We start from the raw sequence: 13,965 nt of genomic DNA on the forward strand, positions 1-13,965 counted from the left end.
CGCGGAAGCTTCCGGACAAGGCCAGCTCGACATGCCCGGCGTTACGGCCGAGCAAGTCGATGAGGTCCCAGCTTGTCGAGCTCATTTGCTTGATGATGAGATCCATGAAGGCTCCTCCGCCCCAACGGTCACCCACCGATAACAATCCAAGCTCGAACAGGTTGCGCGGACGGTCTTCGAATTTCGGGCTACGGACGCGGGAAGCGATCGCAGCGGCAATGAGTGGTCACCGACGGACCAGATGCCCCGAGGTGAATCTGAACCTTCCGCCCGGACCTAATAACCCGGTCGGAACCATCTGGATTGCGCTGTCTGAGCCAACATTCGGCATTCACGGGACACCGGAGGCCTCGCAGGTCAGCAAAACGACGTCGCATGGCTGCGTGAGATTAACCAACTGGGACGGAGGAKCTTGGCGCCCTCGTGCGCCCGGGCGTGCCTGCGCAGTTCCTGGATTAGATCTGTGAGAGGTCGCCAGAACCGGCACGGTTTCGCGTGGTTCGCCCTTTCCTTATGTCTTTCTCTTTCCATGCCGGGCTTTGGGACGCTAGCACGCGACCTCCAGACCAAAGGGCACGGCCTCTCCCAATCGGGGCCGGTGCTCGCTCCGCTCCCTCCGCAATGGCCGACCGGTTTGAAGCCGCAAGTTGAGTTCGCTCAGGGCGGGAATTCAAGCGAACTGGGCGCGGGCAGGCCAACGGCACCGTCGACCTGCTTCCGTGTCTTCGAGGAGAACGGAGGCATCCTGCTGCCTTCGGCCGGCGGCATACGCACCGGTGAATGTGCCATCGAGGACCCGGGCGAACGATGCGCGTATTTTCCGGAACCCGAGGGCAGGTCCGATCGTTTGGGCCAGGGGCTGAGCTTGGGGGGAGAGACTTGGAGGTCCGCTATGCCTCTGACATTTGAAGCCGAGCCGGTGAACGCACCGGTGACCGCCGCGGATTATTCGGGTGATCCGCGTATCCAGAGAATTGCTAGGGCAATGTGTMGCGCTGCGCGGATAGACCCCGACCAGCCAGCCCGAGCTGTTGCGATTTTCAATATCATGCCTGCCGGACGATTGGAGAATGATCCGGCATGGACGTTGTTTCAGCGTCAGGCTGAACTCTTTGTCGCCATGAATCCGGATGTGGCTGGACCGCTCTGAGGCCTCAGAGCGGATATCGCATTGCTGACCTCATCTTGACTTCCGAGTAGTGAAGTAGGAACAAAAAGGGAACATGGCGGCCCGCCCATTTTCAGAGGACACCAACAATTGTGCGGTCCGAGCTCGCCATACAGTCTCTGCGCGAGCAGATCGCAAGGATCGAAGGCACGAACCGGCGCGCGAAAGCGGTGCTTCCGTTCGGAGTCGCCGAGGTGGACGCGCGCCTCCCAGGCGGCGGACTGGCGCTCGGGGCGCTGCATGAAGTGGCTGGCGGCGGCAACGGCGCGATCGACGGTGCCGCGGCCGCACTGTTCAGCGCGGGAGTTGCTGCCCGCACCCGGGGGAGGGTCCTGTGGTGCATCACGCGGCCGGACCTCTTTGCTCCCGCCTTCGCGCAGGCCGGACTTGTCCCTGATCGGGTGATCTATGTCGAAGCCGGTGACGACAAGGCAGTCCTTTCCTGCATGGAAGAAGGACTGCGGCACGGTGGACTTGGATCCGTCGTGGGGGAAGTCGCCCGCCTATCCATGACCGCCTCTCGTCGGCTGCAACTGGCCGCGGAGGGGACCGGGTCGGTCGGAATTGCCCTTCGCCGTTGGCGGCGTCAGGCGGAAGCCGCCGATTTTGGTCAACCGACAGCGGCCATGACGCGTTGGCGGATCTCGGTGATGCCATCCTCGCCGCTGCCGGTTCCCGGCGTGGGACGGCCTCGCTGGCTGGTCGAGCTCATCCGGGCCCGTGCCGGCGACAGTGCAGATTTCGAGTTGGAGGCGTGCGATGACACGGGTTGTCTCGCTCTTCCTGCCGACCTGGTCCACCGACCGGGCGCGGCGGAAGGCTGGCGACGCAGCGCCTCCGCCTGAGGTGCCGCTCGTCCTGATCGGCCGCGACGGAAACAGGCGAGTGGTGCTGGGAGCGGATGCTGCGGCTCAGGCCGCCGGTCTTTGCATCGGCATGCCCGCGACAAAGGCGCAGGTACTCGTTCCGGGTCTGATCGTCGAGGATGCCGATCCGGCCGCTGACGCCGATGGACTCGATCGGCTGGCTGTCTGGATTCTGGAGCGTATCGCACCTGTCGTCGCACCCGATCCGCCGGACGGCATCGTCATCGACTCGACCGGGGCAGACCATTTACACGGCGGCGAGAACGCTATGCTCGACGGGGTGATCGGTCGCCTTGCGATGTCGGGGATCGTCGCTCGGGCGGCGATCGCTGATACGTGGGGCGCCGCTCACGCACTGGCTCGTTACAGGACACGTTCGACGATCGTCGCCGCTCCAGGGCATGGACCATCCATCATCGCTCCGTTGCCGCTGGAGGCTCTGCGGCTTCCGTCCTCGGTTAGTGCCGGGCTGCGCACCTTGGGCTTCGAGCGGATCGGTGACTTGCTGGCGCAGCCGCGGGCGCCTCTGGCTCTGCGCTTTGGTCCGGAGCTTGGCCGCCGCATCGACCAGGCGCTTGGAGACCTCGCCGAGCTGATCAAGGCCATTCGGCCGCCCGACCTGATCGAGGTTCGCCAAGCCTTCGCCGAGCCGATCGGCGCCGCGGAGACGATCGCGCGCTATATCGCCAAGCTCGTCGGGCAACTCTGCGAGCGCCTGGAGGAACGAGGGTTCGGCGCACGTCGTCTCGACCTCATCTGCCATCGCGTCGACAATCGTGCAGAGGCGGTTCGGGTCGGATTGGCCACGCCGGTTCGCGACGTCAGGCGACTGACGCGGCTCCTCTGCGAGAAGATCGATACGATCGAGCCGGGTTTCGGAATTGAGGTGATGACGCTGGCCGCGACCATCGCCGAACCGCTGGAACGCAAGCAGACCCACAACTCGCTTGTCGAAGCGAGCTTCCCGGACGTGTCTGACCTGGTCGACACCTTGGCAAACCGGGTCGGGGAGCGCGCCGTCTATCGTCTGGCTCCGGTCGCAAGCGACGTGCCTGAACGTTCCGTCTGCCGAATCCCGGCCATGGCGGCCGAGACGGGGGCGAGTTGGCCGGGTCATTGGCCGCGGCCATCCCGTCTGTTGCCTCAACCCGAACCGGTCGAGACCATGGCGCTGCTGCCTGACCAGCCCCCGGTTTGGTTCACCTGGCGGGGAATCCGTCGACGGGTGAAGCGCGCCGACGGTCCCGAGCGCGTTTTCGGCGAATGGTGGAAGCGCGATGCCGAGCTGGCCGCGGTTCGCGACTATTTCCGGGTCGAGGATGATGCAGGCGAGCGCTACTGGCTCTATCKGGCCGGTGACGGTGAGCACGCTGCGACCGGCTCCCACCGCTGGTTTCTGCACGGGGTATTCGGATGAGTCGCCCGCGCTACGCTGAACTTCAGGTCACCTCGCATTTCAGTTTCCTGCGTGGCGCCTCCTCATGTGAGCAACTGTTCGCGCAGGCTGCGGCGGCTGGACTCGAGGCAGTCGCCGTTGTCGATCGCAATTCGCTCGCCGGGATCGTCCGCGCCCATGAGGCGGCCAAGGCAACCGGTGTTCGCCTCGTTGTCGGCTGCCGCCTCGATCTCGTCGACGGCATGTCTGTGCTCGTCTACCCGATTGACCGACCGGCGTATTCGCGGCTGTGTCGACTGCTCTCGCTCGGCAAGCAGCGCGGCGGCAAGGCAAAGTGCCATCTGGAGTGGCCCGATCTTGTCGCCTATGGCGAGGGGCTGATCGCTGTCCTCGTGCCTGATCAGGCCGATGCGGAATGCGCCTTCCGCCTTCGGCGCCTTCGCGATGCGTTCGGCAACCGTGCCTATCTCTCGCTGACGCTGCGCCGACGTCCGAACGACCAGCTCCGGCTTCACGAGCTGTCGAACCTCGCCACCCGGATGGGCGTGCCGACCGTCACCACCAACGACGTGCTGTTTCATGAGCCTKCGCGGCGCATTCTCCAGGACGTGGTGACCTGCATTCGTCACAACGTCACGATCGACGCCCTCGGCGACCGGCGCGAACGGCATGCCGATCGCTACATCAAGCCGCCGGAAGAGATGCATCGGCTGTTCAGTCGCTACCCCGAGGCGTTGGCGCGGACGTTACAGATTGCTGATCGATGCCGCTTTTCGCTTGGTGAGCTGGCCTATCAGTATCCCGAGGAGCGAGACGATCCGGCGCTCACACCCCAGCAGACCCTGGACAAGCTGACCTGGGAAGGCGCCGCCGAGCGCTATCCCGAAGGCGTTCCGAAGAGCGTCGAAGCGGCCCTTCGGCACGAGCTTCGGTTGATCGAGAAGCTGGGCTACGCGCCATATTTCCTGACGGTGAACTCGATCGTTCGCTTCGCCCGGTCGAAGGACATTCTGTGCCAGGGCCGCGGCTCAGCGGCGAACTCGGCAGTCTGCTACGTGCTCGGCATCACCTCGATCGATCCGGGCCGCAACGATTTGCTGTTCGAGCGCTTCGTTTCGGAGGAGCGCCGAGAGCCGCCGGACATCGACGTCGATTTCGAGCATGAGCGGCGCGAGATCGTCATGCAGTGGATTTTCGACACCTATGGTCGCGATCACGCGGCCTTGTGCTCGACCGTCATCCGCTATCGCACCAAGGGCGCGCTCCGGGACGTCGGAAAAGCCCTTGGCCTGCCGGACGACTTGATTGGCACTTTGTCCTCGCATGTCTGGGCCTGGTCCGAAGGTGGCGTAGAGCCGCGCCATGTCGAAGAGCTGAACCTCAATCTCAAGGACCGTCGGCTTCGGCTGACACTCGATCTCGCGCGTCAACTCATGGGCGCGCCTCGGCACCTCAGCCAGCATCCTGGTGGATTTGTGCTCACCCATGACCGGCTCGACGATCTCGTGCCGATCGAGCCTKCCGCCATGGCTGATCGCCAGGTTATCGAGTGGGACAAGGATGATATCGATGCCCTGAAGTTCATGAAGGTCGACGTGCTGGCACTTGGCATGCTGACCTGCATGAAGAAGGGGCTCAATCTTCTGGCCGAACATAAGGGCATCAATCTCGACCTCGCAACGATCCCCGCCGAGGACCCGCGCACCTATGCGATGATCCGCAAGGCAGACACGCTCGGCACCTTTCAGATCGAGAGTCGCGCGCAAATGTCGATGCTGCCGAGGTTGAAGCCGCGGACCTTCTACGACCTGGTGGTCCAGGTCGCGATCGTTCGCCCTGGCCCGATCCAGGGAGACATGGTCCACCCGTACCTTCGACGGCGTGAAGGACTGGAGCCGGTCCACTATCCCAAGCCCGAACTGGAGAAGGTGCTGGGCAAGACCCTGGGTGTGCCCCTGTTCCAGGAACAGGCCATGCGCGTGGCGATCGAGTGCGCCGGCTTTACCCCGGGCGAGGCCGACATGCTCCGGAAGTCGATGGCGACCTTCAAGTTCACCGGAGGCGTATCGTCCTTCAAGGACATGCTGATCGCGGGCATGGTCGCCAACGGCTACGAGGAGGAGTTCGCCGAGCAGACCTTCAAGCAGCTCGAAGGATTTGGCAGCTATGGCTTCCCGGAAAGCCACGCAGCATCATTCGCCCTGATCGCCTACGCTTCGGCGTGGCTCAAATGCTGGCATCCCGACATCTTCTGCGCCGCACTCCTCAACAGCCAGCCCATGGGCTTCTATGCTCCCGCTCAGATCGTCCGTGACGCGCAGGCGCATGGAATCGAGGTTCGTCCGATCTGCGCCAACGCGTCGAGGTGGGACTGCACGCTGGAGCCGACCCGCGACGACAGCCGCTTCGCGGTCCGGCTGGGTCTGGGCTTGGTGAAAGGGCTCGCTAATGCACATGGAGCGGCTATCGTCGCAGCGCGGGCTGATCAGCCCTTTGCTTCAATCGATGACCTCTGGCGACGTGGTGGCGTTCCCGTGGCTGCGCTCACGCACATCGCCGAGGCCGATGGCTTCCGACCGTGCTTCGGTCTGGCGCGCCGCGAGGCGCTGTGGGCAATCAAGGCACTGCGCGATGAGCCGCTACCGCTGTTCGCGGCAGCCTCTGCCCGGCAGAGCGAGATCATCCCGGAAGTGGCCGAACCGGCTGTTTTCCTGCGGCAGTTGACGGCCGGTAGCGAGGTGGTCGAGGATTACCGCCATGTCAGCCTGTCGTTGCGCAGCCACCCAGTTTCCTTCCTCAGGCGGGATCTGCGACGGCGACGCATCGTTACCTGCGCCGAGGCGATGGAAGCACGAGACGGCCGCTGGCTTGAGGCTGCTGGGATCGTCCTCGTCCGCCAGCGGCCAGGCAGCGCCAAGGGCGTTATGTTCATCACCCTCGAGGATGAGAGCGGCATCGCCAACCTCGTGGTCTGGCAAAAGGTGTTCGAGCAAAATCGCCGCACCATCCTCTCCGCCGGTATGATTGCGGTGCGTGGCCGCGTCCAGCGCGAGGGCGAGGTCGTTCATCTGGTCGCGCAGCGTCTAACCGATCTGTCGGCAGAACTCGCCAGCGTCGGGGAGCGCGACGACGCCTTCCCGCTGCCTCATGGCCGGGGGGACGAGTTCCACCATGGTTCGCCGACGCCGGATCCGCGTGGGCTTCCTCCGAAGGGGCTTCGAACCCGCGACGTCTACATTCCCGACCTGCATCTCGATACGATCAAGGTGAAGACGCGAGATTTCCGGTGAACCCGACGGTGCACCGTTGGTCGCAAGCCGACGGCGGACGTCTTCGTGCCGCTATCTCTCGGTCGTGGGAACAAAGAAACCGCCGCAGGGTTTCGGACGCGTGCAAGGACGCCGCGAACGCTCTTGCACGGCCTAACGCCCCGTCGCTCTTTCGCGAGCGGCGGGGCAGCACTTCGGTCATTGCGATTGAGTAGCGGGCGGTCGGAAGCCTCAGAAGGCATGCGGCGATAGGTAATCGCTTTCGCATTATCCACCGTCAAGAGGAGACATCCATGGCGACGGGAACTGTGAAGTGGTTCAATCCCAGCAAGGGATTTGGCTTTATCCAACCCGATGATGGCGGTCAGGACGTGTTCGTCCACATCAGCGCCTTGGAGCGTGCGGGATTGCGAGAACTGCGCGACGGACAAAAAATCTTCTACGAGGTCGTCCCGGACCAACGCTCGGGAAAAGCCTGTGCCGAGAACCTTAAGGCGGAATAGGGGGCTGGCTACGGATTCACTCGTTTTGTCGGCGTGCTGGCCTTCTCCACCCGGGTTCGTCAATCAGGAGGACGGGAATGTGCCATGCCGATGCATTCGTTCACCCCACCCGTTGTCGTTCGAGCCGACCGGCCTGAAGTGACCTATTCTGTCACCCACGTCGAGCGAGCCGCAGAGTTCTTGCTTGCCTGGAAAGCGATAGGGGCGGGCCCGAAGTGGCAGGATGCTGTTCGCGCCTGCACGGCAGTGCTGAATGGTGCCGGGACCATTGATGAGGCGCGGGAGGCGTTCGAGGAGGCAGCGCGGGAGTGGCCGCCTCATTGGCTAGCGGGGTAGTGCGCCACTCCCGGTAGGGGGGCGCTAATCAAGGAGCGCGATCAGCTCAGCTTCCTCTGGCGTATCCCGCGCACCGGCTCCCGAGCCTCATAGACGGCGATTGCGGCCTTGAGCATTTCCAGTTCGAGGGCGTCCACCGAATTAGGCTTCGCGTCCTCGATTTCACCGATGCGCTGAAGCGCATACCGGTAATCCTCGTGGCATTTGACGCAGGCAGTGGGCGTATCCGGTTTGAGTTCGGCCACCGCGGTCATTGGATTTCTCCTTCCGTGGCTGATGCCGGAAACTTATCCCTAGGATTGCCGGATTCAAGAGGTTTAACATCACCCAAAATGGCCGGCCACCCTTTCGGAGCCGCGGGCAATTTAGTGTTTAGAGTGGGCGTACTGGCTTTGACGGCGGCTCGTATTCCCGCGCGGCGAGCCTTAGGATTTTTCGCTCGAGGGACCGCACTGAGCCAGGCCTGGCCCCTTCGAGCTCTCTGATACGCTGCCAAGTTCTCCGATAGTCAGCAGAGGTCTTAATCGTAATGATTGGCGCCTTAGGCCCAGCGTGAGAACTGGGCATTATGCGGCCTCCATATTGGTAGAGTTCAGTCACCGGAGCGCAACGGTGTCAGGCGAGGTCACCCCTCCGGGACGTCCATTGCATTGCTCCATACCGTGCCACCAAGACAGGATCGTGGCGCACGCCCGCCGGTCGAAGTTCAATCGCCCGCCGGTTCAGTGTCGGTGACGGCTTTCGGCTGATTGGTGTCGCAGATTGTCAGTCGGCAACGCGAACAAGTGTGACCCGGACTTTCACMCCTGGAGCGTCTGGCGACTCGCCTAGTAGCGAAATCGTGCCGTCGATAGCTACCCCTGTAAGGCTGACAGAGACGTCGTCCTTCCCAAACACACTCTCGACAGCCAGAGTCGGGGTATGCCGGGTCACACGGATCTCGGCGCTAAAGGCATCTCGATCCTCTTGGTAGCTTCCGACGTACAGCATTGCCGAGTTGCCTCCGCGCACCTTGCCGCCGCAGATCACTACGACACCGCTGCCGATACCGAGGACGGTCCCAAACTCCGCTTTATTGGTCTCCCCTGAACGAGCAATTTCGACCTCGTCCGCTCACAAGCTCGGAGACAACGATGCGGCGATGGCTGCGCCGTTCAAGGAGACGCTATTCTTGCCAAAGCGCCCCGTGAACTACGCCCACCGCGCCCAAACGACGATCAGGATCGCGGAGAGGGCCATCTGCTGGAGGGGCCGTAACTGGGGCGCATGTTATCAGTCGACAGGGGTACATTCCATGCGCACGCGCTGACCGGGCTCGTTTTGCGTATGGCAGGAGACGAAAGCGGAGCATCAGAGAGCACGATGGGAACGGGCTCAGGCTTCTCCTGTTGAGCCGATTGCCAAGGCCGCCAACTCCCCAGCCGGGCAAACGTTTCGAACGTTGGCTTCGTGATCAACTCGACCGTTGGCACCGATTGGGCCGAGCAGCCAGCCGCCAACAGGCCGGCGACGCCGGCGCGATAAAGAAGGTTCGCCATACTAACCCCTTGTAATACTCGTGGCGAAGTCGTGGCACTAAGGCGGAGGAATGTAGCCTTTTTGTGCCCGGGGAGTTTACGCGCTCGCCGACGCTGGATGCGAAGAGGGTGTTTCGGGCGCGATCCGGCCGTCAGGCTGGATGCCTTCCCCCTTCCACCCATGCCGGCTCGCGATCGATGGCGCCGGGGACATCGTCTCGAAAACGTCGCGCGCGGCCGCTCCGGCATGCACGGCAGATACTCGGCCTCGCATTCGTGCCCAGTGCTTCCGGCTAGCTGGATGGGACCATGCGAGGCGACGACTGGACCAGACACGGCGAATGACCAGGGGCAAAATCGAGCCGAGCTAAGTTTGCTGGGTGTTTCATCGGCAGACTGCCAGGACCCTACACTCGCCCGCTGCGGGAGGACGCCGCGGGCCCTTTATATGCTGGGTGTCCCATCTCACCTCGCGGGCGTCTGCCGAATACACCAAAGGGGCGCGCCGATTCGAGTGGCGCTCACGGCAAGACCGCGATCCGGGCCAGCAATTTGACGAGTTCCGCCTGACGCTTGGTTTGGGTCTTGGCAAAGACCGATGCCAGTTGCGTGCGAACGGTGGTACGGCTGATGTGCCGACTGCGGGCGACGTCCGCTGGGATATCGCCGCGCGCCAAACCAAGCGCGAGGCGTGTCTCAGCCAAGGTCAGCCCAAACATGCGCTGAAGCATGAAGGGATTGGGCTCCAGTTGCGCGTCAAGATCGAGCAACATGACGACGTTTGTATATTGAGCGGGATGTCGCCCCCAGACTGATTGAGGACGAAAGGCGCATCGGTTTGATTCCAGATAACGATCCAGGTCAGGGGTGCAAGCGGACGGCGGTTGCGGGACCGCGCGATCAGTCGCCTGAAGGCATTCGTCAGTTGGTCGAGATCTTGAGCCGAGCCGTCCTCGTGACGAAGGATTAGTCGCGCCGTGGCGTTTGCCTCGACGATCCTCTGGCGTTCGAGGAGAAGATAACCACAGCCGAGGCGGTCGAGCATGCCCAGAAAAACAGCGTCGCGAACATTGTGCGAAGTCCCGCGCTCGTCTTGGTCGACCGCTGCCGTGTTAGAAGTTTCATCAGGCCTTGAGATCATCGGTTTTAGCCCAGCCGTTTTGCGGTTTGGCAGCCCCCTTTTTCCGATGCTCTGTGACTTAAACTGATAGGACCGCTCGCGTGTTCCCTTTGCTCCGGATGTCGCGGATCGCGCGCCGGGCGGCGCCTTTTTGCCTGACACGTGTGGTTTCCGACGGGTTCCCCCGCGCCGCTGCGGGCCTGATTGCCTTTCGCCGTTCCGCCATGAACGGGATGAAGCTCAGAAGAAACGGCCCGTAACTTTCACCGTCTCTTTGCCTGCTAAGCGGTCGAGCTCTGATCGACCACGCCCTTGCAGGTTCCGGCAGGCGGGCGCCTTCGCTTTCGGCTTCCAAGAGGGCAGGGGGGATGAAATGATCGCGTATCCAGCGGTCGAGGTAGGGGAATAGCCATCGGCGGCCATCGGCGTGGATCGGTCGCTGCTTCGGCTCCTGAAACCCCTGGTCCATACCGGTAATGACGAGAGATCCCGAGACGTGGATAGAAATCAGATTTCATCGGAAACGCCATTCGCTCCTGGGAAGGTGGCTGTCATTACCGGGGCCGCCAGCGGCATCGGACGCGCCGCTGCCGAGCGATTCTCTGGGATCGGCATGCGCATCGTCCTGTTCGACAAGGATGCAGCCAAGTTGGCCGAGGTAGCCGGTTCACTGGCGGCGGAGACGGTAGTCGCGCGGCGATCATCAACACCGGATCGAAGCAGGGCATCACCAATCCGCCGGGGTTCCCGGCCTACGCGGTGTCGAAAAGCGGGCGTAAAAACGCTGACCGATCAACTTGCTCACGGTCTTCTCGAAACCGGCACGCCCGTGAGCGCACACCTGTTGGTTCCCGGCTGGACCTATACGGGCTTGACCAATGCCCCCGACGGCAAGCAACCCGTGGGTACATGGACGGCCGATCAGGTCGTCGAGCAAATGATCGGGGCGGTCGAGGGGGGCGATTTCTACGTGATTTGTCCCGACGGTATGGTCACGCCCGAACTCGACGCGGCTCGCATCCGGTGGAGTGCCGAGGACATGACCGAGAACCGGCCGGCCCTCTCGCGATGGAACCCGGCTTGGAAGGATCGGTTCAAAGCGTTCGTTGGGTTAACGGTGGGTCAAGATTAGTCGCGCAGCGATGCACAGTCAGACTGTGCACGGCAGCGATAAATGCCGGGTTTTATGGGCGTTCCCCGAAGGTTCTCGTCGAGAGCAGACGGAAGTCGGATGCTGACGCAGGATGAAATCTGGATCTTGCAACTGTTTCGGCCAGACAGGGGCTGCATCGATTTGCGGCCGGGCAAAGCGCGCGACGAACTTATCCGCAAAGGACTGATCGAATGGACGCAAGCGCCAGCGTGGGCGGGCGTCAACACCTACGCACTGACCGAGCGCGGGCGAGCGGTTATGGGAGTGCTGCCGAATTCGCGGGAATGATCTGTTGCGAGGATGCGAGCGAATCAGCCGAGTTGAGGCGCCCGATCGAATTGAGCTTTCGGACCGAGGTCGAAAGGGCAGAATGACCCCGAGCTGACCTCGGGAGGGTCCGCTTGTTGGCTCAGAACCTCACGGCGAGCACGCCCTTGAAAGCGTGGTCCTGAGCGTCCTGGGCCAGCTGCCCGGTATACGACAGGCCCAGCGTGGCGCTCTGGCTGATCGCGAGGTCGAGCCCGGCCTCGACGAGGGCCGCGTCCTTCGCAATCGGCAGGCCGGCCACCGTGAAGGCGCTAGAGCCGGCGAAGGCGAGCGTTGTTTTCGGGTCGACGTCGCCGAAGGCGTGGCGCCAGGCGAGCCCGCCGCGCAAGGTCAGGCTCATGCCTTGCAGGTCGAGGCTGGTCGCGGCACGCAAGCCCAGCGTGGAATAGCCGAGGCTGGTGTCGTCGCCGCGGCCGGTCAGCGCCGTCGCGCCGCCGGTCTCGCTGAACGGCGCTGCACCAATCTGCCGACCCAAGGAGCAGTATTGGATCATCCTTTCGGTTGATAGGTGCCCCGAAAGACGGCGTTGAATCTCTTCGGATTTTGGCGCTCTCATTAGACAGCCGAGGCGCGCCTGGATTTGTCCAACCCCCCGGTGAGAGCCGGGCTGGCAATCGCCCGCCGGTCCGGCTCGCCCAAAGGTGACCATCGGGTGATGCGTAGTTCACACCCTCGGCCGGTGGTGGGGCTATGCAGGGCAAGGGCTGACCGTGCCGGGGGGCTCCGTGCTGGACCATTGAAAAGAGTCTGCCCCACCAAGCGGCGGGGCAGGGCGGCCAGCTTAGCCAGCCATCGAGATCACCAGCGTGCGGAATGGTGTCGTCCGGTACCCGTGGGCGGGCGCCCAAGGCGGTGGTGCGCCTCGGCGATGACCGTACCCGTACCCGTCGTCGTAACGGTCGCGCCGGTAGTAGCGTTGCCGTTGCTGGTAATACTCCATCTCAGCTATCCGATGATCGCGATTGTGGCGCGTGTATTCCGCGGGCAGCTTGTCCAGCGACTCGGACGCGCGGAAGTTTTGTGCTGCGGCGTTGGGCATCGTGGCCGGCGCCCCAAGGAAAAAAACTAGCGATCAAAAGCGGACGCATTGGGTGTCCTCCCTGCACCATGCCGGAGGGCGCAATGCTTGGCGGTCGCGAAAACTCAGATGCGGCCCTTGGAGGGGGCGGCTACACCGGGTCTGACTTGACCCGTTCGAATAACTTCTTCGCGGAAACACTCCGCACGTCGCCTCCGCTGCCCAGAGCCAGGAAACTCCCTGATTATAAGTTGTGCCGCGGAACCGGCAGTTTCGCTGTGGGTTCGATTCACGCGTGTTGGCGTCGCCGCACATCCGGCGCCCTCACGGCCTGGTCGCCCCGCCGCCAAATCCCCCGGAGGCGGGGCGACCGTGCCTAACTTCGCCGAGTTTAGACCTGCCTAAGCGATGCCGGACCTCCGTATGCCATGATTGTTTGTCGGAACCGTTCCGCAGCCCGCCGCGTGAGGTCGTCTTCGTCTTCGGCGACGTGCAAGAATGCAGCCACGATGTAAGCTAACCGAGCACGCTCCCGCTCCTCAAATCCCTCGGGAACGGTCGATCTGACTTCGTTCCAAGCGGCCTCCAGAGCCGCCTGCGCGCGAGCGAGGTCAACGGGGTCCCTCAGCGATGAGAATGGCATGGCTCCCTCCTTCCCCAGGAAACTGCGAAAAAAATTTAGGCAAGCAGCCTGCGGCRACAAGGGGTGAACGATAGGATTCCGCAGATGATTGGCTGCKAGCCACTCGCCCAATGCATCGACTCGGTCAGGCCTGGGCGTTACCGCGTCCCTACTTCCCACGAAGCAATCGCCGGCGCGCTTCCTCCGCGGCTTTGGCGGAATTCTTCGCCTTCAGCGGCGGACGGCGCTCGGGCTTGTCGACGCTGGGCTCGATATAACGATCTTTCGGGCGTGAGGTGCGTTCTCGGATGTAACTACGAAGCGCCGCCTCATCGAAGGTCCAAAGTCCCCCGATCTTCGCCGCCCCAGGCAATTCCCCGCGGAGAGCCATCGATTGGATTATGCGCCGCCCCACGCCCAGGATTGCGGCGGCGGCTTCACTTCGGATCCGCTCAGGCTTCACTACTTCATCCTTGAAGTCCCAACCCGTCGAATGTCCGAGACTATTCGGAGTGAGCGATAACAAAAAGATCGGGTTGTTGGGGCTCCGGCCGCCCGTTGATACGGGATGACGGAGAGCGGTCTTCCGGTCAGGCTCCATCGATCCAACCGGTCAGGAGGCCTGCCATGGAGCTGTTCGTCGGTCTTGATGTGTCTGTTCGCACCACCA

Annotated in this window: 11 protein-coding genes and 2 pseudogenes; 9 read left to right on the forward strand and 4 right to left on the reverse strand. The window is 63.0% G+C overall.

Annotated features, from left to right (window positions below; translation table 11 throughout):
• Positions 1-104: 104 nt before the first annotated feature.
• The 7 genes and pseudogenes from AC1DJT_RS30555 to AC1DJT_RS30585 all read left to right on the forward strand — a co-directional run bounded on the left by AC1DJT_RS30555 (position 105) and on the right by AC1DJT_RS30585 (position 7,538).
• Positions 105-459: pseudogene (locus tag AC1DJT_RS30555) on the forward strand (L,D-transpeptidase).
• A 433-nt stretch (positions 460-892) separates the two neighbouring features.
• Entirely contained in the window at positions 893-1,150 is a 258-nt protein-coding gene (locus AC1DJT_RS30560; RefSeq protein WP_476835519.1) for a hypothetical protein, read from the forward strand.
• A 110-nt stretch (positions 1,151-1,260) separates the two neighbouring features.
• The gene (locus AC1DJT_RS30565) at positions 1,261-2,013 is read left to right on the forward strand and encodes an ImuA family protein (RefSeq protein WP_476769821.1); all 753 of its coding nucleotides are present in this window, start codon (positions 1,261-1,263) and stop codon (positions 2,011-2,013) included.
• Positions 1,928-3,451 (forward strand): Y-family DNA polymerase, encoded by a 1,524-nt coding sequence (locus tag AC1DJT_RS30570; protein WP_476835520.1) that lies wholly within the window; start codon positions 1,928-1,930, stop codon positions 3,449-3,451. Before AC1DJT_RS30565 ends, AC1DJT_RS30570 begins: the two co-directional genes overlap by 86 nt.
• Positions 3,448-6,720: an error-prone DNA polymerase gene (locus AC1DJT_RS30575; protein ID WP_476835521.1), complete on the forward strand. Its 3,273-nt coding sequence runs from the start codon at positions 3,448-3,450 to the stop codon at positions 6,718-6,720. The genes AC1DJT_RS30570 and AC1DJT_RS30575 overlap by 4 nt, the downstream gene beginning before the upstream one ends.
• Positions 6,721-6,992: 272 nt before the next feature.
• The gene (locus tag AC1DJT_RS30580; RefSeq protein ID WP_441492976.1) at positions 6,993-7,202 is read left to right on the forward strand and encodes a cold-shock protein; all 210 of its coding nucleotides are present in this window, start codon (positions 6,993-6,995) and stop codon (positions 7,200-7,202) included.
• A 90-nt stretch (positions 7,203-7,292) separates the two neighbouring features.
• Positions 7,293-7,538, forward strand: a complete 246-nt coding sequence (locus tag AC1DJT_RS30585; protein WP_476769826.1) for a DUF982 domain-containing protein — start codon at positions 7,293-7,295, stop codon at positions 7,536-7,538.
• 41 nt (positions 7,539-7,579) lie between these two features.
• Here the strand turns inward: AC1DJT_RS30585 and AC1DJT_RS30590 are convergent, their stop codons facing one another.
• Together AC1DJT_RS30590 and AC1DJT_RS30595 are read right to left on the reverse strand one after the other, a co-directional pair.
• Positions 7,580-7,792, reverse strand: coding sequence for a hypothetical protein (locus AC1DJT_RS30590; protein WP_476769824.1), 213 nt, complete (start codon positions 7,790-7,792; stop codon positions 7,580-7,582).
• 1,784 nt (positions 7,793-9,576) lie between these two features.
• Positions 9,577-9,828: a helix-turn-helix transcriptional regulator gene (locus AC1DJT_RS30595; RefSeq protein WP_476769825.1), complete on the reverse strand. Its 252-nt coding sequence runs from the start codon at positions 9,826-9,828 to the stop codon at positions 9,577-9,579.
• An 858-nt stretch (positions 9,829-10,686) separates the two neighbouring features.
• Here AC1DJT_RS30595 and AC1DJT_RS30600 point away from each other — a divergent pair.
• Together AC1DJT_RS30600 and AC1DJT_RS30605 are read left to right on the forward strand one after the other, a co-directional pair.
• Positions 10,687-11,307, forward strand: a pseudogene (locus AC1DJT_RS30600) (SDR family NAD(P)-dependent oxidoreductase).
• A gap of 99 nt (positions 11,308-11,406) precedes the next feature.
• Entirely contained in the window at positions 11,407-11,616 is a 210-nt protein-coding gene (locus AC1DJT_RS30605; RefSeq protein WP_476771091.1) for a hypothetical protein, read from the forward strand.
• 121 nt (positions 11,617-11,737) lie between these two features.
• On the opposite strand, the gene AC1DJT_RS30610 is transcribed toward AC1DJT_RS30605, so the two are convergent.
• Positions 11,738-12,130, reverse strand: coding sequence for an autotransporter outer membrane beta-barrel domain-containing protein (locus tag AC1DJT_RS30610; protein ID WP_476771090.1), 393 nt, complete (start codon positions 12,128-12,130; stop codon positions 11,738-11,740).
• Between the two features lie 1,334 nt (positions 12,131-13,464).
• Positions 13,465-13,896: a helix-turn-helix domain-containing protein gene (locus AC1DJT_RS30615; protein WP_476771089.1), complete on the reverse strand. Its 432-nt coding sequence runs from the start codon at positions 13,894-13,896 to the stop codon at positions 13,465-13,467.
• Between the last annotated feature and the right edge of the window lie 69 nt (positions 13,897-13,965).

The organism is Allobosea sp. 05T422_2, from assembly GCF_056396265.1.